Annotated in this window: 25 protein-coding genes and 1 other RNA gene; 19 read left to right on the top strand and 7 right to left on the bottom strand. The window is 67.3% G+C overall.

What is annotated here, in order from left to right; genetic code table 11:
• The first annotated feature begins 13 nt into the window (after positions 1–13).
• The 3 genes from ASC70_RS11890 to ASC70_RS11880 all read left to right on the top strand — a co-directional run bounded on the left by ASC70_RS11890 (position 14) and on the right by ASC70_RS11880 (position 3,605).
• Positions 14–1,021 carry an HlyD family secretion protein gene (locus tag ASC70_RS11890; protein WP_056050276.1) on the top strand — a complete coding sequence of 336 codons (1,008 nt, stop codon included), beginning with the start codon at positions 14–16 and terminating at the stop codon, positions 1,019–1,021.
• 140 nt (positions 1,022–1,161) lie between these two features.
• Positions 1,162–2,067 carry an SDR family NAD(P)-dependent oxidoreductase gene (locus ASC70_RS11885; protein ID WP_056050274.1) on the top strand — a complete coding sequence of 302 codons (906 nt, stop codon included), beginning with the start codon at positions 1,162–1,164 and terminating at the stop codon, positions 2,065–2,067.
• 239 nt (positions 2,068–2,306) lie between these two features.
• Complete coding sequence (locus ASC70_RS11880) at positions 2,307–3,605, top strand: outer membrane protein transport protein (RefSeq protein WP_056050272.1); 1,299 nt, start codon at positions 2,307–2,309, stop codon at positions 3,603–3,605.
• A 58-nt stretch (positions 3,606–3,663) separates the two neighbouring features.
• Here ASC70_RS11880 and ASC70_RS11875 read toward each other — a convergent pair whose 3' ends face one another.
• Positions 3,664–4,776, bottom strand: coding sequence for an Mrp/NBP35 family ATP-binding protein (locus ASC70_RS11875; RefSeq protein WP_056050270.1), 1,113 nt, complete (start codon positions 4,774–4,776; stop codon positions 3,664–3,666).
• 261 nt (positions 4,777–5,037) lie between these two features.
• On the opposite strand from ASC70_RS11875, the gene ASC70_RS25180 reads away from it, so the two are divergent.
• Genes ASC70_RS25180 through ASC70_RS11860 form a run of 3 tightly spaced genes read left to right on the top strand, consistent with a single transcriptional unit; the run spans position 5,038 to position 8,248 of the window.
• Complete coding sequence (locus tag ASC70_RS25180; RefSeq protein WP_056050268.1) at positions 5,038–5,658, top strand: hypothetical protein; 621 nt, start codon at positions 5,038–5,040, stop codon at positions 5,656–5,658.
• A 7-nt stretch (positions 5,659–5,665) separates the two neighbouring features.
• Positions 5,666–8,002, top strand: coding sequence for a bifunctional diguanylate cyclase/phosphodiesterase (locus tag ASC70_RS11865; protein WP_056050265.1), 2,337 nt, complete (start codon positions 5,666–5,668; stop codon positions 8,000–8,002).
• A gap of 54 nt (positions 8,003–8,056) precedes the next feature.
• Positions 8,057–8,248, top strand: coding sequence for a hypothetical protein (locus ASC70_RS11860; RefSeq protein ID WP_056050263.1), 192 nt, complete (start codon positions 8,057–8,059; stop codon positions 8,246–8,248).
• Here ASC70_RS11860 and ASC70_RS11855 read toward each other — a convergent pair.
• Positions 8,245–8,922 (bottom strand): HAD family phosphatase, encoded by a 678-nt coding sequence (locus ASC70_RS11855; protein WP_056050261.1) that lies wholly within the window; start codon positions 8,920–8,922, stop codon positions 8,245–8,247. The two genes, ASC70_RS11860 and ASC70_RS11855, sit on opposite strands and share 4 nt — an antisense overlap.
• A complete protein-coding gene (gene serB / locus ASC70_RS11850; protein WP_162247210.1) occupies positions 8,919–9,824 on the bottom strand; it encodes a phosphoserine phosphatase SerB in 906 nt (301 codons plus the stop codon). Before serB ends, ASC70_RS11855 begins: the two co-directional genes overlap by 4 nt.
• On the opposite strand from serB, the gene miaA reads away from it, so the two are divergent.
• On the top strand, positions 9,805–10,698 hold the full coding sequence (miaA, locus tag ASC70_RS11845; protein ID WP_056050257.1) for a tRNA (adenosine(37)-N6)-dimethylallyltransferase MiaA: 894 nt from the start codon (positions 9,805–9,807) through the stop codon (positions 10,696–10,698). The genes serB and miaA overlap by 20 nt on opposite strands.
• Here the strand turns inward: miaA and ASC70_RS11840 are convergent.
• On the bottom strand, positions 10,685–11,230 hold the full coding sequence (locus tag ASC70_RS11840; protein WP_056050255.1) for a hypothetical protein: 546 nt from the start codon (positions 11,228–11,230) through the stop codon (positions 10,685–10,687). The genes miaA and ASC70_RS11840 overlap by 14 nt on opposite strands.
• A 104-nt stretch (positions 11,231–11,334) precedes the next feature.
• Here ASC70_RS11840 and ASC70_RS11835 point away from each other — a divergent pair, with 104 nt between their 5' ends.
• Positions 11,335–11,835 carry a CinA family protein gene (locus ASC70_RS11835; protein WP_056050254.1) on the top strand — a complete coding sequence of 167 codons (501 nt, stop codon included), beginning with the start codon at positions 11,335–11,337 and terminating at the stop codon, positions 11,833–11,835.
• On the opposite strand, the gene ASC70_RS11830 is transcribed toward ASC70_RS11835, so the two are convergent.
• Entirely contained in the window at positions 11,832–12,854 is a 1,023-nt protein-coding gene (locus tag ASC70_RS11830) for a serine hydrolase (RefSeq protein ID WP_235519351.1), read from the bottom strand. The genes ASC70_RS11835 and ASC70_RS11830 overlap by 4 nt on opposite strands.
• Before the next feature lie 219 nt (positions 12,855–13,073).
• Here ASC70_RS11830 and ASC70_RS25175 point away from each other — a divergent pair, with 219 nt between their 5' ends.
• The 5 genes from ASC70_RS25175 to ASC70_RS25285 all read left to right on the top strand — a co-directional run bounded on the left by ASC70_RS25175 (position 13,074) and on the right by ASC70_RS25285 (position 17,443).
• Entirely contained in the window at positions 13,074–13,121 is a 48-nt protein-coding gene (locus tag ASC70_RS25175) for a hypothetical protein (protein WP_024265762.1), read from the top strand.
• A 112-nt stretch (positions 13,122–13,233) separates the two neighbouring features.
• The gene (locus ASC70_RS11825; protein ID WP_047404171.1) at positions 13,234–15,039 is read left to right on the top strand and encodes an acetolactate synthase 3 large subunit; all 1,806 of its coding nucleotides are present in this window, start codon (positions 13,234–13,236) and stop codon (positions 15,037–15,039) included.
• Positions 15,040–15,080: 41 nt separating this feature from the next.
• The gene (ilvN, locus tag ASC70_RS11820; protein ID WP_047404170.1) at positions 15,081–15,638 is read left to right on the top strand and encodes an acetolactate synthase small subunit; all 558 of its coding nucleotides are present in this window, start codon (positions 15,081–15,083) and stop codon (positions 15,636–15,638) included.
• Positions 15,639–15,650: 12 nt separating this feature from the next.
• Positions 15,651–16,478, top strand: a complete 828-nt coding sequence (locus tag ASC70_RS11815; protein WP_056050250.1) for a hypothetical protein — start codon at positions 15,651–15,653, stop codon at positions 16,476–16,478.
• A gap of 95 nt (positions 16,479–16,573) precedes the next feature.
• Positions 16,574–17,443, top strand: a complete 870-nt coding sequence (locus ASC70_RS25285; RefSeq protein WP_200939203.1) for a hypothetical protein — start codon at positions 16,574–16,576, stop codon at positions 17,441–17,443.
• A gap of 45 nt (positions 17,444–17,488) precedes the next feature.
• Here ASC70_RS25285 and ASC70_RS11805 read toward each other — a convergent pair whose 3' ends face one another.
• Together ASC70_RS11805 and ASC70_RS11800 are read right to left on the bottom strand one after the other, a co-directional pair.
• Entirely contained in the window at positions 17,489–18,151 is a 663-nt protein-coding gene (locus ASC70_RS11805) for an aquaporin (RefSeq protein ID WP_056050613.1), read from the bottom strand.
• A 96-nt stretch (positions 18,152–18,247) separates the two neighbouring features.
• On the bottom strand, positions 18,248–19,156 hold the full coding sequence (locus ASC70_RS11800; protein ID WP_056050248.1) for an AraC family transcriptional regulator: 909 nt from the start codon (positions 19,154–19,156) through the stop codon (positions 18,248–18,250).
• A 186-nt stretch (positions 19,157–19,342) separates the two neighbouring features.
• On the opposite strand from ASC70_RS11800, the gene ASC70_RS25280 reads away from it, so the two are divergent.
• The 6 genes from ASC70_RS25280 (at position 19,343) to ASC70_RS11780 (ending at position 22,139) form a co-directional block, all read left to right on the top strand.
• On the top strand, positions 19,343–19,495 hold the full coding sequence (locus ASC70_RS25280; protein ID WP_164468817.1) for a hypothetical protein: 153 nt from the start codon (positions 19,343–19,345) through the stop codon (positions 19,493–19,495).
• A complete protein-coding gene (locus tag ASC70_RS11795) occupies positions 19,492–19,773 on the top strand; it encodes an Atu4866 domain-containing protein (protein WP_156136697.1) in 282 nt (93 codons plus the stop codon). The genes ASC70_RS25280 and ASC70_RS11795 overlap by 4 nt, the downstream gene beginning before the upstream one ends.
• Positions 19,737–20,101: a transfer-messenger RNA gene (gene ssrA, locus ASC70_RS24485) on the top strand. Before ASC70_RS11795 ends, ssrA begins: the two co-directional genes overlap by 37 nt.
• A 287-nt stretch (positions 20,102–20,388) precedes the next feature.
• Complete coding sequence (locus ASC70_RS11790) at positions 20,389–20,874, top strand: SspB family protein (RefSeq protein WP_047404166.1); 486 nt, start codon at positions 20,389–20,391, stop codon at positions 20,872–20,874.
• Entirely contained in the window at positions 20,871–21,341 is a 471-nt protein-coding gene (locus ASC70_RS11785; RefSeq protein WP_056050246.1) for a PaaI family thioesterase, read from the top strand. The genes ASC70_RS11790 and ASC70_RS11785 overlap by 4 nt, the downstream gene beginning before the upstream one ends.
• A 24-nt stretch (positions 21,342–21,365) precedes the next feature.
• Positions 21,366–22,139 carry a C13 family peptidase gene (locus tag ASC70_RS11780; RefSeq protein WP_056050244.1) on the top strand — a complete coding sequence of 258 codons (774 nt, stop codon included), beginning with the start codon at positions 21,366–21,368 and terminating at the stop codon, positions 22,137–22,139.
• Position 22,140: the final 1 nt, after the last annotated feature.

Raw genomic sequence — 22,140 nt, 5'->3', positions numbered from 1 at the left:
GGGGGAAACTCTGATGCCCGGCTTCCTGCGCCGACCCGCCTTCTACATCGTCCTCGTCATCGTCCTGCTGCTCGGCGGCGGCTTCTTCTACATGAAGGGCCAAGCCGCCGAGAAAAAGAAGAAGCTCGAGGCCGCCGCCGCTCAAGAGGAGCCGTCGCCCTATGCGGCCATCGCCCAAGGCAAGGCCGACGTCGAGGGCGGCGTGATCCAGGTGGCCGCGCGCCGCCAGGGCATCGTCCGCGAAGTCTTCGTGCAGGAAGGCGACGTCGTCACCCAGGGCCAGCCGCTGGCCAAGCAGGAGGACGACGACGTCCGCCTGGCGGCTCAGACTTCCGCGGCCAACCTGGCTTCCGCCAAGGCACAGCTGCAACTCTACCAGGTGCAGCTGCGCACGGCCCAGCGTGAGTATAATCGCCTGCAGGGCCTGGCGGCCTCGAACTACGTCGCCGCCCAGAAGCTGGACGCCGCCCGCGACCAGATCGCCTCGGCCCAGGCCAACATCGGCGCCCAGCAGGCCGCGATCAGCGTCGCCGCCGCCCAGGTCGCCCAGGCGAAGTACAACCAGGAACTGACGATCATCCGGGCGCCAGCCAACGGCCGCATCGCTCGCCGCCAGGCCAATCCGGGCGCCGGCGCCTCGACCCTGAACGTGACCGCCATGTTCGACCTCGAGCCGAACACCCAGCGCATCGTCCGCGCCGAGATCGTCGAGGCCGACATTCCGAACGTGAAGATCGGCCAGGAGGTCGAGATCCAGCCGGAAAGCAATCCGGACCTGACCTATCTCGGCAAGGTCCTGCGCCGCGCCGCCGTGTTCGGGGCCCGCAAGCTGGCCTCGGACGATCCCAGCCAGCGCAGCGACGAGCGCGTCGTCGAGGTGGTGGTCAGCGCCGACGGCGCCCCGCTGCTGGTCGGCCAGCGCGTCCTGGTCAAGTTCATGAAGCCCGGCCAGAAGGCCGGCGTGAAGCGCGACAAGCCGACCCAGCCGGTGGCGGGCGGGATGACCAAGAAGAAGACGTAAGGCCTCTTCTCAGCTTCAGCCTTTCAAACGCCGCGCGGTCGCCCGCGCGGCGTTTTCGTTTGCGCCGTCGCCCTTGACGCCCCTGCCCTCGCGCCGCACAAACACGGCAAACCAAACACGCGTTTGAGGGAGACTTGGGCATGGCGGACATCCGCTTCGACGGCAAGGTGGCGATCGTCACGGGCGCGGGCGGCGGGCTCGGCCGACAGCACGCCCTGGAGCTGGCCCGGCGCGGCGCCAAGGTGGTGGTCAACGACCTGGGCGGCAGTGTCGACGGCTCGGGCGGCTCATCCGAAGCGGCCCAAAAGGTCGTCGAGGAGATCAAGGCGCTCGGCGGCGAGGCCATCGCCAACGGCTCGTCCGTCACCGACGACGCCGGCGTCGCCCACATGGTCCAGCAGGCCATCGACCAATGGGGTCGCATCGACATCCTGATCGCCAACGCCGGCATCCTGCGCGACCGCACCCTGACCAAGATGGCGCTCGAGGACTTCGAGGCCGTCATGCAGGTCCACGTCTGGGGCACCTTCAAACCGATCAAGGCGGTCTGGGACCTCATGAAGGCCCAGAACTACGGCCGCATCGTCGTGACCACCTCATCATCGGGCATGTACGGCAATTTCGGCCAGTCCAACTACGGCGCGGCCAAGATGGCGATCCTGGGCCTGATGAACACTCTCAAGCTGGAGGGCGCCAAGAACGACGTGAAGATCAACGCCATCAGCCCCGTCGCGGCCACCCGCATGACCGAGGGCCTGATGCCGCCCGAAGTGCTGGCCAAGCTGGCTCCGGAATACGTCACGCCGGGCGTTGTCTATCTGGCCTCGGACGAAGCCCCGACCGGCGCGATCCTGACCGCCGGCGCCGGAGCCTTCGCCCTGGCCCGCATCTACGAGACCGAGGGCGTCTATCTGGGCGAAGGCGGCCTCTCGGCCGAGGAGGTCCGTGACAGCTGGGACAAGATCACGGCCGAGGATGGCCAGAAGGCCTACTTCAACGGCGGCGAACAGGGTCAGAAGTTCTTCCGCAAGATGTCGGGCGGTTGACGCTGCGTAAGCATAGGCGCCGCGCGAATACCCGCGCCGAAGCAAGATTTGACAGAACGGCGATTGATACGAGGGCCTCGCGCCCTCGTTTCTTTAACAGAACTGACAAAATCCATACTTACGTCAATTTATAGCAACGCTATTTGAGCAGATGCGTTAAAGGCGGCGCTCCTCGAGCGCCTCCAATACGTGGTGGTGTTTCGGCGAGCCTCTTCCTCCCCAAGAAGGTCGCAGTCATCATGTCTCTCTCGCGTACCAGCCTCGCCGCCGGCGTCGCTCTGCTGGCGCTCGCCGCCGCTTCCCAGGCCGCCGCTTCGGCCTTCTACCTGCAGGAACAGTCGGTGCGCGGCACCGGTCGCGCCTATTCCGGCGAAGTCGCCGACAAGGGCGTCGGCAGCCTGTGGTGGAACCCCGCCTCGATCGCCGGCATCGAGCGCAGCGAAGGCTATCTGGGCCTCAACGCCATCCTGGTCGATTCCAAGGTCACCGACACCGGCTCGACTATCACCCGTCCGATTCCCCCAGCCGGTCTGACGACCCCGGTCGGCGGCGAAAACCGGGCCGCCAAGCCGATCAACAACGGCGTGGTGCCTAACCTGGGCGGCGCCTTCCGGATCAACGACAAGCTCTCGCTGGGCCTGTCGATCGCCGCGCCGTACAACTTCACCACCGAGTACAGTAAGGCCAGCTGGACCCGCTATGACGCCCTGAAGTCGCAGCTGCGCACGGTCAATGTCGACGGCGTCGTGGCCTACAAGGTCAACGACCTGATCGACCTGGGCGTGGGCGTGACGGCCATGTACGCCGACGCCGAGCTGACCAACGCCCTGCCGAACATCTCGCCGCTGCAACCCGACGGCAGCCAATCGCTGAAGGGCGACGGCTGGGCCTACGGCTATACGGTCGGCGCCCAACTGCACCCGTCCAAGAGCCTGACGATCGGCGCCAGCTATCGCTCGAAGCTTGACCACAAACTGAAGGGCACGGTCACCGTCGGCGGTCTGCTGGCCCCCATCCCAGCCGCCAACAACTTCTCGACCGATGGCGAGGCCAAGATCACCCTGCCCTGGATCGCCAATGTCGGCGCCCGCTGGGCCGTCAACGACAAGCTGACCCTGAACGGTTCGATCAGCCGCGTCGGCTGGAGCGAGTTCGACGCCATCCGCGTCAGGTTCGCGACCAGCGCGACCGCGAGCGTCCAGAACTACAAGAACGTCACCACCTATGCCGTCGGCCTGGACTATCAGGCCACGCCGCGCCTGACCCTGCGCACTGGCGTCCAGTACGACCCGACCCCGACGCCGGACGTCGGCCGCACCGCCCGCGTGCCGGACGGCGATCGCATGATGTACGCCACCGGCGCCACCTGGGCCGCGACCGACAATCTGAAGCTGGACGCGGCGATCAACTATATCGTGTTCGACAAGAGCAAGATCAACCGCACCGACGTGACCGCCACCGGCTCGACCGTGAACCTGCGCGGCGACGTGGAAGGCTCGGCCGTCGTGCTGTCGACCGGCGCGCGCTTCAGCTTCTAAGGCTGGCGCATCGCTGAAACAGAAAGCCCGCCCGGATCGCTCCGGGCGGGCTTTTTTGCTAGTCCTGGATGCTGTCCCACAACGCCCGCGCCGCCGCGACGAACACCGCCGCCGCCTGGCCTTCGGGCTCGCCGATCACGGCGGGGACGCCCTGGTCGCCGCCGATCCGCACGGCGATCTCGAGCGGCACGCGGCCCAGCAGCGGCACGCCCAGGCGCTCGGCCTCGGCCACGCCGCCGCCCTCGCCGAAGATCGGAATCGGAGCGCCGGTGGAAGGATCGGCGAAGAAGGCCATGTTCTCGACCAGACCCAGGATCGGCGTCGCGGTCTTCTCGAACATCGCCGCGGCGCGACGCGCATCGATCAAGGCGATCTCCTGCGGTGTGGTCACCAGCACCGCCCCATCGATGCGCAGCTTCTGGACCAGGGTCAGCTGAACGTCGCCCGTACCTGGCGGCAGGTCGACAACCAGCACGTCCAGCGGCGCAGCCTCCGAGCCCCAGGCCACGTCGTGGATCATCTGGCGGACGGCGGATGACGCCATCGGCCCACGCCAGATCATCGCCTTGCCCTCGTCGACGATGAAGCCGATCGACATCAGCTTGACGCCGTGGGCTTCCAGGGGCTGAAGCTTGTTTTCTTCGAACAGCGGGTCGCCGTCGACGCCCATCATCTTGGGGGCCGAGGGGCCATAGATGTCGGCGTCCAGCAGGCCCACGCGCAGACCCATGCGGGCGAAGGCCACGGCCAGGTTGGTGGAGACGGTGGACTTGCCCACCCCGCCCTTGCCCGACGCCACGGCGATCACGTGGCGGACGTGGGCGGGCTTCTCGGCCTCGGGCGGCGGGACCATGCGGGCCTGCGGGTCCTCGGAGATCTTGGCGCCCTTGCGCACCCGGGTCGCGCCCTCGGCCGCCTGGGCGGTCAGCACGACCTGGGCGACGTCGATCCCCGGCAGGGCCGCCAGCGCCTTCTCGGCGGCCTCGCGGATCGGGGGGTAGGTGGCGGCCTGGCTGGCGGGAACCTCGAGCATGAAGCCGGCGCGGCCGTTGCGAACCACCAGGCCTTGGACCAGGCCGGCGGCGACCAGCCCCTGCCCGCTCACCGGGTCGGCGATGCGGTCCAGCGCAGCGCGGGCGTCGTCGAGGGTGGCGGGGTTGTCAGCGGTCAAGTCGGTCAGGCCTCTCGTCAGGGGCCTGATATCCGCGCGGCGGTCTCGTTTTACAAGTGCGTAGCGCCCCTAGCCGTGCCGCCGGGAGATGTGACCTCGGCGGTACGCGTCGTGGCGCGAGGGTCCGCACGCCATGACCCACAAGCTTTTGCGGAAAACTTCCAAGTAAATCGAAAACCCAAGTCTCGCGCAGACCATCGGACCGCGCCTCAAGCGCTACGTTAACGCGCACTTCACTCGGAACGGCGTACGAAAAACCTGATGAGACACCTTGCACTACTGCTGATGGTTGCGCTCTGGGGCAGCCGCGCGCTGGCCGGTGATCTCACCGTCACCGTACGCGGCGCCGATGGCAGACCCCTGCCCGACGCGGTGGTGATGGTCTATCCGAACGGCCAGCCGACCAAGGGACCGATCAAGTTCCCGTGGCCCTATCGCGTCGCACAGCAGAACATCCAGTTCAGCCCGTTCATGCTGGTGGTCCCGGTGGGAGCCGAGGTGGCCTTTCCGAACCTCGATAAGGTTCGCCACCACGTCTACTCGTTCTCGCCGGGCAACAGGTTCGAGATCAAGCTGTACGGCCGCGAGGAAAACCGCACCGCCAGGATGAACGCGGCCGGCGCCGTGGCCATCGGCTGCAACATCCACGACCAGATGGTCGGTTTCATCCGCGTGGTCGACACCGCCTATGCCGGCAAGACCGACGCGGCCGGCGTGGTCACGATCCAGGACGTGCCGGCTGGCGCCGTCGTCGCCAAGGTCTGGCATCCCTATCTGCGCGCCCCAAAGAACGAAAAGACGCTCTCGACCACCAGCGTGGGCGGCGGTCCGGCCCACGAAGCAGTGTCGGTCGAGCTGCGCGCGCTCGCCGACCACCACTGACACGCCGATGTTCCAGCGCCTCCAGACCAAGCTGACCGTCCTCTACGCCGGGCTTTTCGCCCTGGCGCTGAGCCTCGTGGCGGTGACGGTCTATGTGGCGATCGCCAGCAACGCCCGCAGCGCCGTGCGTCAGGAGCTGGCCGCCTCGAGCACCGTGTTCGACCGGGTCTGGGCCCTGCGCACCCAGCGCCTGCAAGACGGCGCCGAACTGCTGTCGCGCGACTTCGGCTTCCGCGCGGCCGTCGCCACGCGCGACGGCCCCACCGTCGCGTCGGCCGTCGCCAATCTGCGCCAGCGGTTAGGTCTGGACCTGGCCTTCACCATCGGCGTCGACGGTGACGTCGTGGGCCTCGATCCCGCCCGTCTGGATCTCGCCAAACTGTGGAGCGCCTTGGACGCCGAAGACGGCGCGCAGGGCGTGTTCGCCATCGACGGCCAGCCCTATCAGCTGATCTCGGCTCCAATCCTGTCGCCCACCCTGACCGGCTGGGTCGTGTTCGCGGCCAAGCTGGACGAACGCGAGATGCAGGCCCTGGAGACGCTGTCGGCGATCGGGCTGGACGCCCAGGTGTTCGACCAGCGCGGCGGCCAATGGATCTCGGCCGACCGCGGCCCGGCCAACGCCGCCTTGGCGGCCTTCGTCGGCAAGGCCATGCGCGACAAGCTGCGCGCGCCGACCATGCTGCGCGGCGACGCCGACAGTCTGGTGCTGGTCAAGCCGATCAAGGCCCTGGACAAGGCCAGCGGCGCGGCCCTGGTCCTGCGCTACCCGATGGCCCAGGCCATGACGCCCTATCGCCCCTTGATGGCCGCGGTGATCGCCGTCGGCGTGATCGGCGCGGCCCTGGTGGCTGCCGCCAGCTGGGCCCTGTCGCGGGGTCTCGCCAGGCCGATCACCGCCTTGGACGTCGCGGCCCGCCGGCTGCAGCGCGGCGAGGACGTCACTGTCGAAGTGACCACCCGCGACGAGATCGGCCGCCTGGCCGAGAGCTTCAACCTGATGGCCGGCGAGATCCGCCAGCGCGAGGCGGAGATGACCCGCCAGGCGCTGCATGATGGCGAGACCGGCCTGCCCAATCGCCGCGCCCTGGAACGGGCGATCGAGGCGCGCCTGGCCCACCTTGCGCCCGGCGAACAGGTGGTGATCAGCGCCATCGGCTTCGACCGCTTTCCAGCCGTGCGCGCCGCCATCGGCTACGAGCTGGCCACCGAGCTGGTCGCCAAGCTGGGGCAACGGGTCGCCGACACCGTGCCCGGCGTCACCGTCGGCCGCCTGACGACCTCGATCCTCTGCACCCTGTCGGCCACCAACGATCTGAACACCGTGTTGCACCGCGCCGACGGGTTCCTGCCAGGCTTGGAAACGCCGATCCTGATCGGCGGCGAGCCCGTCGATGTCCATATCACCCACGGTCTGGCCGCGACTTCGGTCGGCGGCCTCGACGCCGCCCGACTGATCGAGCGCGCCTTGATCGCGCTGGATCAGGCCCGCGCCGCACACAAGAAGCTGATGGTGTTCGACCCCGTCGTCTATGGCGACCCGGCCGCCAATCTCTCCCTGATGAGCGAGATGCTGGAGGCGGTGCGCAAGGGCGAGCTCTTCCTGAACCATCAGCCGAAACTGGACCTGCGCACCGGCGCGATCACCGGGATCGAGGCCCTGGCGCGCTGGAACCACCCGACCCGCGGCTATATCCGTCCGGACCTTTTCGTCGGCATGGCCGAGGAGACCGGCCATATCCGCGCCCTGACTGACTACGTCCTGGCCCAGGCGATCGAAGACCAGGCCCGCCTGCGCGTCGCCGGCCACGACGTCGTGATGTCGGTCAACATCTCGGGCCGCCTGATCGACGACCCCGAGTTCGCCGAATACGCCATCGCCGAGGTCACGGCGGCCGGCGCTCGGCTGTGCTTCGAGATCACCGAAACGGCCGTGATCGGCAATCCGGACGTGGCGCTGACCGTCATCGAGCGGATCGCCGAGGCCGGCATCCCCGTCTCGATCGATGATTATGGTTCAGGCCTGTCGTCCCTGGCCTATCTCAAGCAGATCCGCGCCGACGAACTGAAGATCGACAAGGCCTTCGTCATGACCCTGGAGTCCGGCGGCAAGGACGCCCTGCTGGTCAAGTCCACGGTCGACCTGGCCCACAGCCTGGGCATGAAGGTCACCGCCGAGGGCGTCGAAACTCGCGAAGCCCTGGCGGCCTTGCAACTGATGGGCTGCGACCTGGCCCAGGGCTATCACATCGCCAGGCCGATGGGCCTGGACAAGCTGGTCGAATTTCTCGGGGCGTGGTCGATCGACCTGCCGGTCGACGACGAGGCGCGCAAGACGGCGTGACGTTGGAGAAGGCTCCGCCGCGTGCTACGATCGTAACGGTTGTGGAGACATCCGATGGCCTCGAAACGCCCCTCGCCCCTGGATCCCGGCGCCTATGGCAAGGACCAGCGCTGGCATCGGATCCTCACCGACGCTGCCCGAACGCGGGCCGAAAAGCGCGATGAGCAACGCCGGCGAGCCGACGAGGCGGCCAATACTTCCGTGCTCTCGTCAGCCGCGGCGGCGATGATGTCGATCTTCCGCTAGGCCGCCTCTTCGACGGACGCCTTCAGCAGGTCCAGCACCTGGTGCAGGCTGTCGGCGATGTGCACGCACTTGTCGTGCATCTCCTCGTTGGGATCGAGGATGTCGGGCACCATCACGGTCATCATGCCGGCTGCGTGAGCGGCGCGAACGCCGGGGTGCGAGTCCTCCAGCGCCAGGCAGTGGGCCGGATCGACGCCAAGCCGGCGAGCCGCTTCCAGATAGGGATCCGGGTTCGGCTTATGCCGGGTGACGTCGTGGTGGGCGATCACCGCGTTGAAACGATGCAGCAGGTCGAAACGGCCCAGATACTTCTCGACGGCCACCATGCCGTTCGACGTGGCGATGCCGCGCGGCAGGCCCAGATCGTCCAGATAGTCGAGGATCTCGATCACGCCCGCCTTCAGCTTGGTCTCGGCGGCCAGCAGGTCCTCGACGTCGGCCCAGACCCGCTCGAAGTAGGATTGGACCGGAAAGTCCTGGCCGTAGAGCTCCTGCAGCATGACCCCGCACTCCGGCGTGGTCTTGCCGACCATGGCCGCATAGGTCTCGCCGGTGAACTGGACGCCGAAGACGTTCCCCGCCTCGATCATGGCGGCGCGATAGACGATCTCGGTGTCCAGCAGCAGGCCGTCCATGTCAAACACGACACCTTCGACACGACGGGGAAAGCTCACTGTACGAACTCCTCGATCTTGTAGCCCTGGAAGTAGAGCAAAGTGGTCAGGTCGGTATGGTCGACCTTGGCGTCGGCCTCGGCCGCCACGATCGGCTTGGCGCGGTAGGCCACGCCCAGACCAGCGGCTTCGATCATCGCCAGGTCGTTGGCCCCGTCGCCGACGGCCAGGGCGTCGGCAGGCGTCAGGCCCAGAGCGGCCGTCTCTTCCTGGAGGGCGGCCAGCTTGGCTTCCTTGCCCAGGATCGGATCGCCGACATGGCCGGTCAGAACGCCGTCCAGCTCGATCAGGGTGTTGGCGCGGTTCAGGTGGAAGCCGGCGGCCTCGGCCACCCGGCTGGTGAAGAAGGTGAAGCCGCCCGAGACCAGGGCGCAGCGGGCGCCGTTCCTGGCCATGGTGCGGACCAGGATCTCCGCGCCGGGGTTCAGCCGAACCCGCTGGTCGTAGCAGGTCCGCAGCGCCTCGACCCCCAGACCTTTCAGCATGCCCACGCGCTCACGTAGGGCGCCCTCGAAGGCCAGTTCGCCGCGCATGGCGCGCTCGGTGATCTCGGAGACCTGTTCCTTGACGCCGGCGAAATCGGCCAGTTCGTCCAGGCACTCGACGTTGATGATCGTCGAGTCCATGTCGGCGATCAGCAGGCGCTTCCGACGGTTCTCGACGGGCTGAACCGCAAAGTCGACCGGCAGATCTGAAAAGATTTCGGTGCCGCCAGGTATCCCCAGCATCTTCGCGCCGAAATGCGCCCTGTCTGTATTCAGGAAGAAATCCGTCGCCAGCGGACCGAGGCGCTCGCTGCGGCTGGACACCAACCCTTCGACGCGCGAAACGGCTTGTGCGTAAGCGTCGGGGTTCGCCCCAACGATGGTGAGGACGGTCGGGATGGTGGAGAGTTCGGACATCGCGCCCCGCATCTGGCTGATTGCCGGCCCGACCGCAAGCGGCAAGTCGGCTCATGCCCTGCAATTGGCCGAGCGGATCGGCGGCGAGATCGTCAACGCCGACTCCATGCAGATCTACGCCGGCCTGCGCGTGCTGACCGCCGGACCTTCGCCAGACGAGACCGCCAGGGCGCCCCATCACCTGTTCGAGGTCGTCGACGCGGCCGTCGCCTGGTCGGTCGGCCGCTGGCTGGACGCGGCGACCAAGGTGCTGGCCGAGATCGAGGCGCGCGGCAATGCGGCCATCGTGGTCGGCGGCACCGGCCTCTATTTCCGCGCCCTGACCCACGGCCTGGCCGACGTGCCGCCGGTGTCCGAGACGCAGCGCGAGATCTCAGGCCTGCTCTACGCGGCGCGGGGTGAGGAAGACTTCCGCGAGATCCTCAAGCCGCTCGATCCGCAGGCCGAGGCGCGCATCGAGGTCGGCGACCGCCAGCGCCTGGTCCGCGCCCACGCCGTGGCCATCGCCACCGGCAAGTCGCTGACCGCCTGGCAGACCGACACCAAGCCGGCCCTCGCGCCCGACAGCTGGAAGGGCGTGGTGCTGGATCCGCCGCGCGCCGAGCTCTACGCCCACTGCGACGCGCGCCTGTCGGTCATGGTCGAGCAAGGCGCGCTCGACGAGGTGGCGGCCATGGAGGCGCGAGGCCTGGATCCGTCCCTCCCCGCCCTCAAGGCCGTCGGCTATCGCGAGTTCGCCGCCCACCTGCGCGGCGAGACCACGCTGGACCAGGCCCTGGACGCCGCGCGCCAGGAGACTCGCCGCTACGCCAAGCGCCAGCTGACCTGGTTCCGCAACCAGACGCCGGACTGGGAGCGGATCAGCGTTCCGTGATCGTGGTCCCGCCGCGGACCAGTTGTGGCGTGACGACCAGCTTGTAATCGTCGTCGTACAGTTGGTCCTTGGTGCGATCCACGGATGCGATCACCCGACTCTCGGCGCCCTCCACCGGCTTGGCGAACACCTCGCAGACCGTTCCGACCGGCAGGTCGGCCTGACCCGTGTCCGTCGCCTTCAGCGGGGTGGTGTCGCCGTTGGTGCAGGCCAGGAGACCGGTCATCGAATAGAAGCAGATGTCACGCTGCAGAAACGACTCGACCGTCCAGGCGCACGGTATCGCGCTGACGCTTACGCCCTCGGCGGTCGCCGGGACCGCGCCCGGCCTGACGGTCGTACGGATGAAGATCTGATAACGCACCAGCGCCTTCTCGGTCCGTCCGCCCTTGGTCAACACCAGCGGCCGGGTCTTCTGCGAGATCGGCGCCAGCCTTTGCAGCGGCGGCTGCACGGGAACGGCGGGCGCGGCCGCGGCGGGCGGCGTGGCGGCTTGAACGAGCACGGGGATCTCCGGGTTGAGCTTGGCCATGCTGAGCACGTTCGCTCAATCTTGGCGAGAGCCTTCAACCACGCGTGTTTGCAGGTTCGCGTCTTGCCCCTATGGAAGGGGCCGCCCATCACGAAAGAGTCAAGATGTCCGACCTCAACGCCATGGCCGAACGCGTCGCCGAGCGTCTGATCGCTCGCGGCGAGACCGTCGCCATCGCCGAGTCCTCGGCCGGCGGCCTGATCTCGGCAGCCCTGCTGGCGGTGCCGGGCGCGTCGAAGTTCTATGTCGGCGGCGCCGTCGTCTACACGGCGCGGGCTCGCCTGACCCTGATGGACATTCCGCAGAAGGCCATGGACGGTCTTCGCTCCGCCAGCGAGCCCTACGCGGTCATGCTGGCTCGCGTGGCCCGCAAGAACCTAAAGGCGACCTGGGGCCTGTCGGAGACCGGTGCGGCCGGGCCCGACGGCAACCGCTACGGCGACGCGCCCGGCCACTGCTGCATGGCCGTGGTCGGCGAGGAAACCTCGGCCAGCGCCACCCTGGAGACGGCCAGCGCCGAGCGCGCCCCCAACATGCGGGCCTTCGCGGCGGCCGCGCTCGAGCTGCTGGCCCAGACTCTGGAGAAAGAGCCGCTCGAAGCCTAAACCGTCCCGAACAGCGCGTAGGCGAACTCGTCCATCGCCTTCTGCGTGATGCTGGTATTGTTCAACAGCACGACGGTGGTCTGGTCGTCGAAGCGATGCCCCAGCACCGAGCGATAGCCGGCCGCCCGGCCCGTCTCCCAGGCGAAGACCCGCGGCATGCCGTCGGCGAACAGGCTCTTAACCCGGCCGCCCAACGCATAATCCTGGTCGGGCCAGCCCACGGTCAGCAGCTCTTTCTTGCGGGCCGGCGGGAGGAGCGTCCCGTCGAACACGGCGTGGGCCGCCTTCAACAGGTCGCCGGCCGTGCTGACATAGCCCCCGCTGGCAGACATGAAGGGAAAGCGATCATTGGACTGCCGGACCAGCGGCTCCAGCGTGCGATATGAGATCGCGATGTCCGCCGGATCGGCCGGCATCGTGCGGGAAAGCCCCAGCGGCCCGATCACCAGCTCGTTCATCGCCTCGGCATAGGCTTTGCCGGTCAGCGCTTCGATGATCGCCGTGACAATGATCCAGTTGGTCAGCACGTAGTCGAATCTGGTCCCGGGCTCGAAGGCCAGGTCGCCCGAGCACCACCGCTTCACGGCCTCGGCGGTCGTGAAGGTCTTCTTGAACAGGTCGGGATCGGGATTGGCCTTGGTCCAGGTGGCGAAGCCGTTCGGAATGCCGCTGGTGTTGGTCATCAGCCGCCGCAGGGTGACCTTTGCGCCCGTATCGGCGCGGTAGTCGGGCAGGTAGCGGACGATTGGCGCGTCCAGGTCGAGCTTGCCCGTCTCGGCCAGCCGCAGCAGCGCGGTCGAGGTCAGCCATTTGGAGATCGAGGCGACGGCATAGGGCGTTCCGAGCGTCGCGGGTCGTTTGGCCTCGACGTCGGCGAACCCGATCGCGCGGGAATAGATCGGCTTGCCCGCCTTGCCGATCAGGACCACGCCCTGGAACGGTTGGGTCTTGAGGAATGCATCGACCGCCTTGTCGGCGGCTCCGCCCGACAGCACTCTGGCCGTCGCGGTTTGGGCCAAGCCGAAAGCCGCCGTCCCGGCCAAAAAATCTCGCCGTCCAAACACTGAAACGCTCCCCGATTGCAGGCGCGCGACGGTGACGGGTGAAACCTGCCCCTGTCACGTGAAACTCCGGTAAGGTCACACCGCTCGGCAAAGGCACAACCTTGCGACAAACAGCGCCTTGACGCTCCATCGGGCGCGTGTCATGACCCATTCCGTAGCTTTGGAGCAAGACTCGTGCGCAAAACCATGATCGTACTTATGGAGCGGCCGTTCGCGGGGTGACCTAGAAGTCACGTCGTAGCTCGGTCGCGCGCGCAAAGGTCCTTCGGGACCTTTTTTCTTTTCCACTTCCCCGTTCCTTGGCTTCCCCCCAGCTTCCCACCGGATCCGTCCCATGACCGCCCATCAAACCATCGAGAGCACCGCTCCCGCCGCCGACACCTCCCGCGCCATGACCGGCGCCGAGATCGTGGTCCGCGGCCTCGTGGACCAGGGCGTCGAGGTTCTGTTCGGCTATCCGGGCGGGGCGGTCCTGCCGATCTACGACGCGCTGTTCCACGAGCCGCGTCTGCAGCACATTCTGGTCCGTCACGAGCAGGGCGCGACCCACGCGGCCGAGGGCTACGCCCGCAGCTCGGGCAAGCCTGGGGTCGTCCTGGTCACCTCGGGCCCGGGCGCGACCAACGCCATTACCGGCATCATGGACGCCCTGATGGACTCGATCCCGATGGTCGTCATCACCGGCCAGGTCCCCACCCATCTGATCGGCACCGACGCCTTCCAGGAAGCCGACACGGTCGGCATGACCCGCTCGTGCACCAAGCACAATTATCTGGTCAAAGACGTTCGCGACCTGCCGCAGATCATCCACGAGGCGTTCAAGATCGCCACCACCGGCCGTCCGGGTCCGGTGCTGATCGACATCCCCAAGGACGTCCAGTTCGCCAAGGGCGAATATTACGGTCCGACGGAAGTCGCCTCGACCCACGCCTATGCGCCCAAGACCAAGGGCGACGCGGGTCGGATCGCCGAAGCGGCCAGGCTGATCGCGGGCGCTCGCCGGCCGATCTTCTACACTGGCGGCGGCGTCATCAACGCCGGCCCGAAGGCCAGCCAGGCCCTGCGCGAGTTCCAGGCGCTGACCGGGGCGCCGGTCACCTCGACCCTGATGGGCCTGGGCGCCTTCCCGGCGGCCGATCCGGCCTGGCTGGGCATGCTGGGCATGCACGGCACGTTCGAAGCCAACAACGCCATGCACGATTGCGACGTGATGATCTGCGTCGGCGCCCGCTTCGACGATCGCGTCACCGGACGCCTCGACGCCTTTTCGCCTGGCAGCAAGAAGATCCACATCGATATCGACGCCTCGTCGATCAACAAGAACGTCCGCGTCGACCTGCCGATCGTCGGCGACGCCGGCAGCATTCTTGAAGACCTGATCGCGGCCTGGAAAGCGGGCGGCCACCAGCCCAACAAGGCCGCCTTGTCCGACTGGTGGGCCCAGATCGACCAGTGGCGCGCCCGCCAGTGCCTGAACTACCGACGCTCCGACACGGTCATCAAGCCGCAGTACGCCATCGAGCGCCTGTACGAGCTGACCAAGGACAAGGACATCTACATCACCACCGAGGTCGGCCAGCACCAGATGTGGGCCGCTCAGTTCTTCCGCTTCGAGGAGCCGAACCGCTGGATGACCTCCGGCGGTCTGGGCACCATGGGCTACGGCCTGCCCGCCGCCCTGGGCGTGCAGTTGGCCCACCCCAAGAGCCTGGTCGTCGACATCGCCGGCGAGGCCTCGATCCAGATGTGCATCCAGGAGCTGTCGACCGCGATCCAGTTCGACCTGCCGGTCAAGATCTTCATCCTGAACAACGAATGGATGGGCATGGTCCGCCAGTGGCAGCAGCTGCTGCACGGCGAGCGCTACAGCCACTCGTACTCGGACAGCCTGCCCGACTTCGTGAAGCTGGCCGAGGCCTATGGCGCCCACGGCATCCGCTGCGACGACCCCGCCGAGCTGGACGGCAAGATCCTGGAGATGATCAACAGCGACAAGCCGGTGATCTTCGACTGCCGTGTCGAGAAGCACGAGAACTGCCTGCCGATGATCCCCTCGGGCAAGGCCCATAACGAGATGATCATGGGCGAGGTCGAGGACATCGGCAGCGTGATCGGCGAGGATGGCGCGGGGCTGGTCTAAGCCTCTCGCGCCCTCCCCTTCCTTTGGCATAGAAGCGATCCATGACCGCCAACGTCCAACCCGCTCCCGCCTCGGCCTACGACCTTAGCCCCACGGGCCAGGTCGAGCAGACCGCGACCTTCGCCCTGCTCGTCGACAACGAGCCCGGCGTCCTGCATCGCATCGTCGGCCTGTTCGCCGCGCGCGGTTACAACATCGAGAGCCTCACGGTCGCCGAGACCGATCGCAAGGCCCACACCAGCCGCATCACCGTGGTGACGCGCGGCACCCGCCAGGTGCTGGACCAGATCGAGGCCCAGCTGAACAAGGTGGTCAACGTCCGCCGCGTGCACGATGTGACCCGCGACCCCAACGGCGTCGAACGCGAGCTGGCCCTGGTCAAGGTGCGCGGCTCGGGCGTCGATCGCGTCGAGGCCCTGCGCATCGCCGAGATCTTCCGCGCCAAGCCGGTCGACACCACGCTGGAAAGCTTCGTGTTCGAGATCTCGGGCGCGCCGTCCAAGATCGACAAGTTCCTGGACCTGATGCGCCCGCTGGGCCTGGTGGAACTTTCCCGCACGGGCGTCCTTTCCATCGAGCGGGGCGTCGAAGGCATGTAAGGGAAACGGGCGATGAGCGGCCTGACCGGATTGATCGCGGGGCTGGCCCTCGCTTCCGCTCAGCAGGCCCCGCCACCGCCCGCGCCCTATCCTGACCCGACGATCTGGTGGTCACCCGAGGTTCCGCGGCCGCCGCCAGAAGTCGAGCCGCTGTATAATCGCCGCCCCGGCCGTGACGAGCAGCCGATCCCGATCGACAACGGCGTCCCGCCCCTGCTCTATCGCCTCTGGGGCCTACAGCCACTGCAGAGCCAGGTGCTCAAGCGCGGCGAACTGATCCTGGAAGTCTGGGCCCGGCCCGCACGTGGCGTGCGCCAGGCCTTGGTCCGCGTCACCCTGCGCCGCGACGGCCGCGCCTTCGTCCAGGCCCGCGCCGGACTGGGCTGCTGCACGCCCGAGATCGGCCGTCGGGTCGATATCAACGCCGAACTGGCCGCCCTACAGATCGCGCCCCTGCGGGCCTTGCCTACAGATCCGGCCTGGAGCCAACCGCGTTCGGTGATCGTCGACTATGGCGGCGGCGCGGTGTCGGCGCTGTGCGTCGACGGCGTCTCGTGGGACGTCACCCTGCTCGTCCCGGGCCAGGCCCGCCATCTGCGCCGGGCCTGCGACGATGCCGAGGTAGGGTCGATCGCATCCATCCTGACGGCCGCCCTCGGCGCGGTGGTCGGGCGCGACCCGCGCTTCGACGCCGTGCTGCCGCGAGGCGCGGACTTCTCTCGCCAACGGCGGGCCTATGAAGATTTGCTGGCCGGAGGGGGTGGGTTGCGGGCGGGCGAGTCGAACCGCCCCCAGCCGCCGGCCGTGCCTCCGCCGCCGGAGGATGGGCAACCTGATTGACGACTTATGAGAGAATTATAATGTGATACAACTCACAGTCTAATTTCACATAACGGCGTTACTCTCCCCTTGTCAAAGATCCTGGGAGGGACGCCATGACCTATCGTCGAGCAGTCGCCTACGCTTTCAAAGCCGCCCTGATCGGAGCGAGCGGCCTCTGCGCCGCCTTGGGCGCGACATCCGCGTCACAGGCCCAGACCCCGCCGCAGATCGCCACCGTTCCCGCCAACAGCAATCCGCCCGTGCCGGCCGGCCTCAAGGTCACCTGCACGCCGAATCCCAACACCGGCGCGCCTAGCCCGACCTGCCCCGTCATCCAGTACGGCGGGGTCACGACCTGGGCCTACAGCTTCATCGACAATCGCGTCTCGTACGGGATCGTCAGCTATGACGCCAACGGCCAGGTGCTGAAGAACGTCACTCGCGACGGGGCGCGCTACGTCTACAAGATGACCGTCGATCCCGGCGCCAAGACCGTCAGCGTCTGGGGTCAGAGCGACGCCAAGGTCGACATCGCCTGGAGCGACTTGCCGACCAGCACCCCGGTCTATGCCTGGGTCGCGGCGGCGTCGCCTCCGGCCAATGTGGTCAAGGGCGCCAACATGGCCCAAGCGCCGGTGTGTCGAGGCTTGGGCCAGTACGACCGTCCCTGGGCCGGCTGGTGGGACGGCTCGGCCTGCAACGGCAGCTACGGCGGCGGCATTCGGCTGGCGACCAAGAACATCCAGTTCCTGACCCTGGTCTCGGGGACCGTCAGCTGGGTCCCTGGCCAGTCGAACCGCTACAACCAGGTCGGCCCGTTGCCGCCAGGCAGCGTCAACGCCGGAAAGACCTACAGTGGTTACGATCAGGTGCTGTGCTCGTACGGCGGCTTTATCGGATGGGTATATTCCAACACCTGCGAGCAGAGCGGCACGCACCAGGGCGGAATCGGCCCGTTCGTCCTGACCGGCGCGGTGCAGTAGGGATGATCGGCCCCGGCGTCTAAGCCGGGGCCGACACGCTGGAAATCACCCGGCCTTCAGCACATTGAACCGATAGAGCAGCGCGCCCAGGATCGCGCCGATCGCCGGGGCCGCGAAGAACAGCCACAGCTGAGCCAGCGCCTGGCCGCCGACCAGGACCGCCGGGCCGAAGCTGCGGGCCGGATTGACCGAAACGCCGGTGACCTGGATGCCGACGATGTGGATCACCGCCAGGGCGATGCCGATCCCTAGGCCCGCGAAGCCCGGCGCGGCGTCGGCGCCGGTCGCGCCCAGGATGACGATGACGAACAGCGCCGTCATCACGACCTCGAAGACGAAGGCGGCGTGCAGCGGATAGGCGCCCAGATAGCCCGGCCCCCAGCCGTTCTGACCCAGGCCGTGCGCCGTGCCGCCGGCGATGCAGGCCAGCACGGCCGCGCCCGCCAAGGCCCCGGCGAACTGGGCGATCCAGTAAAGGCCCATCTCCTTGACGCTCATGCGACCAGCCACGAATGCCGCCAGGCTGACGGCCGGATTGACGTGGCAGCCGGACACCGGGCCGATGCCATAGGCCAGGGCGATAATCGCGAAACCGAAGGCCAGGGCCGTGCCCAGCTGACCCACGTGATCTCCGCCTAGCACCGCCGCGCCGCAGCCAAATAGAACCAGAGCAAACGTACCGATAAATTCGGCAACAATTTTTGACATTTCGACGACTCCCCGATCGAATTTCAGCGAGTTCATGCTAGCTCGCGAACTCGATCATGCAGCTTTTCGTCGAGTCTTGGAATAGCGCTACTTAGTCTACGCCCCTGCCATCTGCTCGGGCTGCTCCCGCAGGCGGGTGACGTCCCTGAGCGGCGGCGCGCCGAACAGCCGGGCATATTCGCGACTGAACTGCGAGGGGCTGTCGTAGCCGACACTGTGGCCGGCGGTGGCCGCGTCCAGGCGCTGGACCAGGATCAGCCGCCGCGCCTCCTGCAGGCGGATCTGCTTCTGGTACTGCAGCGGCGACAGCGAGGTCACGGCCTTGAAATGCTGGTGCAAGGCCGAGGGGCTCATCCGCGCTTCCTCGGCCACCGCGTCGATGCTGAACGGCTGGTCGAAGTGGCGCTTGATCCAGCCAATCGCGCGATTGACCTGCCGCAGGCGGCCATCGCGGCGGGCAATCTGGGCGAGGCGCGGGCCCTGCTCGCCGGTCAGCAGGCGATAGACGATCTCGCGCTCAATCAGCGGGGCCAGGACCGGAACATCCTCGGGACTCTCGGTCAGGCTGACCATCCGGCAGACGGCGTCGAACAGCGCGGGCGTCATCGCCCCGGCCGACATGCCGCCGACCAGTGGCGCGGCGGCGTCCAGGCGGGCGGCCAGGCCGCACTCCATCATCATCTCGCTGATCAGGTTGGGATCCAGCACAATCCGGAAGCTCAGGTAAGGCTCGTTCGGCGAGGCGGCGACCACCTGACCCGCGGCCGGCACGTCGATCGACGACAAGAAATAGTTCCGCTCGTCGTACTCGTGCATGACGTCGCCGACGAACACGCGCTTGCGGCCCTGGGCCAGCACACAGAACGCCGGCTCGTGCACGCCGTGCACCGGCTCGGTGGTCTGGGTCGCGCGATAGAGGTTGACCCTGGGGCAGCAGGTTTCGCGCGGCCCTTCGTTCGGCGTGAATCGTTCAATCAGGGCGGCCAGCGCCTCGCGAGTGCTCATGGGCTTTCTCTTGTTGGAACGAGACCATTTGTAAGCCTTGCACGATCCTCCGTCACGTCACGGCGTTCGGTTCCGGAGGATCGTGCAATGATGTCGGAGCATCGGTCTACCACCTGGACGGGCCCGCGCCGCATAGTGGCATCGTTCCGCTCCCCGACGCGGCAACTCCCAAAATCTGGATACGTGATGAGACGCTACACGCCCCGACGCGGCGTGGCGGCTCCACGCTGGTTCGTCGCCGTCCTGCTGGGCGGCGCGGCCGCGCTGACCGCCATGACCGCCGCCCTTCCCTCCGTCACCGCCGCCCCGGCCTCGCAAACCTGGAGCATCGCCCGATGATGATGTCCGCCATCGTTCCCCACATCCCCGTCGCCGGCGTCTGGACCTCGCCCGACGGCCACGTCAGCCTCGAGCTGCGCGCCGATGGCCGCTTCATCGAGACTCGCGACGACTTCGCCGACGTGTTCACCGGCGTCTATGTTTTGGTCGGTGAGACGCTGAAGCTATTCGAGGACCAGGGGGCCGTGATCTGCGGCACGTTGTCCAACGGACGCCTAAGCCTGGGGACAGTCGAGCGTCCGGCCTTCCATACCGAGGTGGAAGCCCCTATATTGTGATCGTCCGGCTTCGGCCGAACTATGGGGATAAACGCGCACGTAATAAGCGGACTGGACCCGGGTGCGATTCCCGGCGGCTCCACCAATCTCTCCCAAGTTATCATGGGACTGCATGGGGCCGATCAGCATCGACAGACGTGTAAAGGTGTATGCTTTCTCTCGGCTTGATCCACCGTTTCGGGTCATTTTTCTAAATGCGAACGATAACTTCGCTGAAGAGTTCGCCGTCGCCGCGTAATGCGGTGCAGGTGAATTCGCCTCTTAAGTCCTAGGGGTTCAGATCCCTAGGCGGGGCCCGGAGGGAGCCTGCCAACAGAATCCCTCCACTTTCTCCAGCTTTGCCGAGGCTCCCTCCTCTCTTTCGAGGTGGAATGGGGGAGCCTGCCAACAGAATCCCTCCACTTTCCCTCCGTTAAAGCTGTCATCCCGGCCCAGGGTCGCTTGCGACCCGCCGAGTCGGGACCGAGGAAAGCTCGGATGCAAACGCTTGCGCTCCCCGCGATTCCGGATCTTCGCTACGCTTCGTCCGGGATGACAAAGGACCCGCTTTGCGCGAGGCCTTCGACGCGCTAGGCTCCGGGCTTCGTCTCCAGTTCGAAGTACCGACTCCAGCGCATGTCCCAGACCAATCCGCCCGAAGACCTCATGCAATACGAGGCCATGGCCCAGGACGCCCTGCGCGGCGTGGTCAAGGCGGCCCTGAAGAAGGCGGCCGCGCCCGGCGGCCTGCCCGAGCCGCATCACCTGTACATCACCTTCAAGACCAAGGCCGCCGGCGTCTCGGGCCCGCAGGACCTGCTGGGCAAGTATCCGGACGAGATGACCATCGTCCTGCAGCACCAGTACTGGGACTTGGCGCCCGGCGAGACCTTCTTCTCGGTGACCTTGAAGTTCGGCGGCCAGCCCAAGCGCCTGTCGGTGCCCTACGCGGCCCTGACCCGCTTCTACGACCCCTCGGTGCAGTTCGCCCTGCAGTTCGCTCCGCCCGAGGTCATCGAGGAAGAGCCCCAGCCGGAGCCCGAGGCCGAGGACAAGGTCCCCGCCCCGGCCGGCGAGGATGGTCCCAAGATCGTCTCCCTGGACCAGTTCCGGAAGAAATGAGCGACGTCGCCTCCGACGCTCCCCAAGCCCTGACGGACGAGGCGATCCTCGCGCGCTTCCGCGCATCCAAGAACGCGCCGACCGGATCCCAGACCCTGGGTTTCGAGCTGCTGGCCGTGCGCCAGGTCGAGCGCGAGGTCGAGGTCGGCTTCACGGCGCGCGCCGAGCTGCTGTGCAACCCGATGGGCCAGATCCAGGGCGGCTTCGTCTGCGCCATGCTGGACGAGTGCATGTCGGTGGCGGGCCTGATCACCTCGAGCATGACCCATGTCGTCCCCACGCTCGAGATGAAGACCAGTTTCCTGCGCCCGGCCATGCCTGGATCGCTGCGCGGCGTCGGTCGGGTCGTAAAATGGGGCCGCACCGTCTGCTTCATGGAAGGCGAGCTCTACGACGTCGACGGCCGGCTGCTGGCCAAGTCGACCGGCACGGCGATCCCGACGCCCTTCGCCAACTTCAAGAAATAGGCCGATAAAGGAGCGGATGGAGCCATGCGGAGAGCGGCGGCGGTCATCGGACTTCTGATTCTGCTCTTCTCGCCCCTCCAGGCCGCGCGCGCCGCCGGCCCGTTCTCGAACTGGGCGGCCGTGGTGGTGGCAGGCGACTTCCACGCCCATTCCGGCGGTCCGACCGAGGCCTTCGACAACGCCCGTCGCGACGTCTCCAAGACCCTGGTCGAGCTGGGCTTCGACAAGACCGCCATCCAGCAGTTCTCGGTGCGACCCAGGCGCTATCCCGCCCAAGATCCGGGTCGCGCCGACGCGCGCACGATTCAGGACGCCCTGCGGATCAAGGCCCAGACCGCCAGGGCCGGATGCCTGTTCTACCTCAGCTCGCACGGCGGCCCCGAGGGCGCGATTCTCGGCGAGGACTTGCTGCGCCCTCATCGCCTGGCCGCCCTGCTCGACCAGGCCTGCCCTGATCGCCCCAGCGTGGTGGTGATCTCCGCCTGCTTTTCGGGCGTCTTCATTCCGCCGCTGCAAAAGCCCGACCGTCTGGTGTTGACCGCGGCCCGCTCCGATCGCGCCTCGTTTGGCTGCGGCGAGAGCGACAAATACCCGTATTTCGACGACTGTTTCCTGTCGTCCGCGCCCGACGCACGCGATTTCGCGGCCCTGGGCGCGGCTGTCCAGGCCTGCGTCGCGCGCAAGGAAAAGGAGACCGGCGCGGAGCCGGCCTCCGAACCCCAGGTCTGGATCGGTCCCGCCTTGCGGCCGATGTTGCCGCTCTACGCGTTCAACAGAAACAAACCAAAGCAGCCTTGAC

The sequence above is a fragment of the Caulobacter sp. Root343 genome (genome assembly GCF_001425745.1).
GTDB lineage: Bacteria > Pseudomonadota > Alphaproteobacteria > Caulobacterales > Caulobacteraceae > Caulobacter.
The sequence above is the reverse complement of the archived record's forward strand: the minus strand, read 5'-3'. Positions and strand labels throughout refer to the sequence as shown.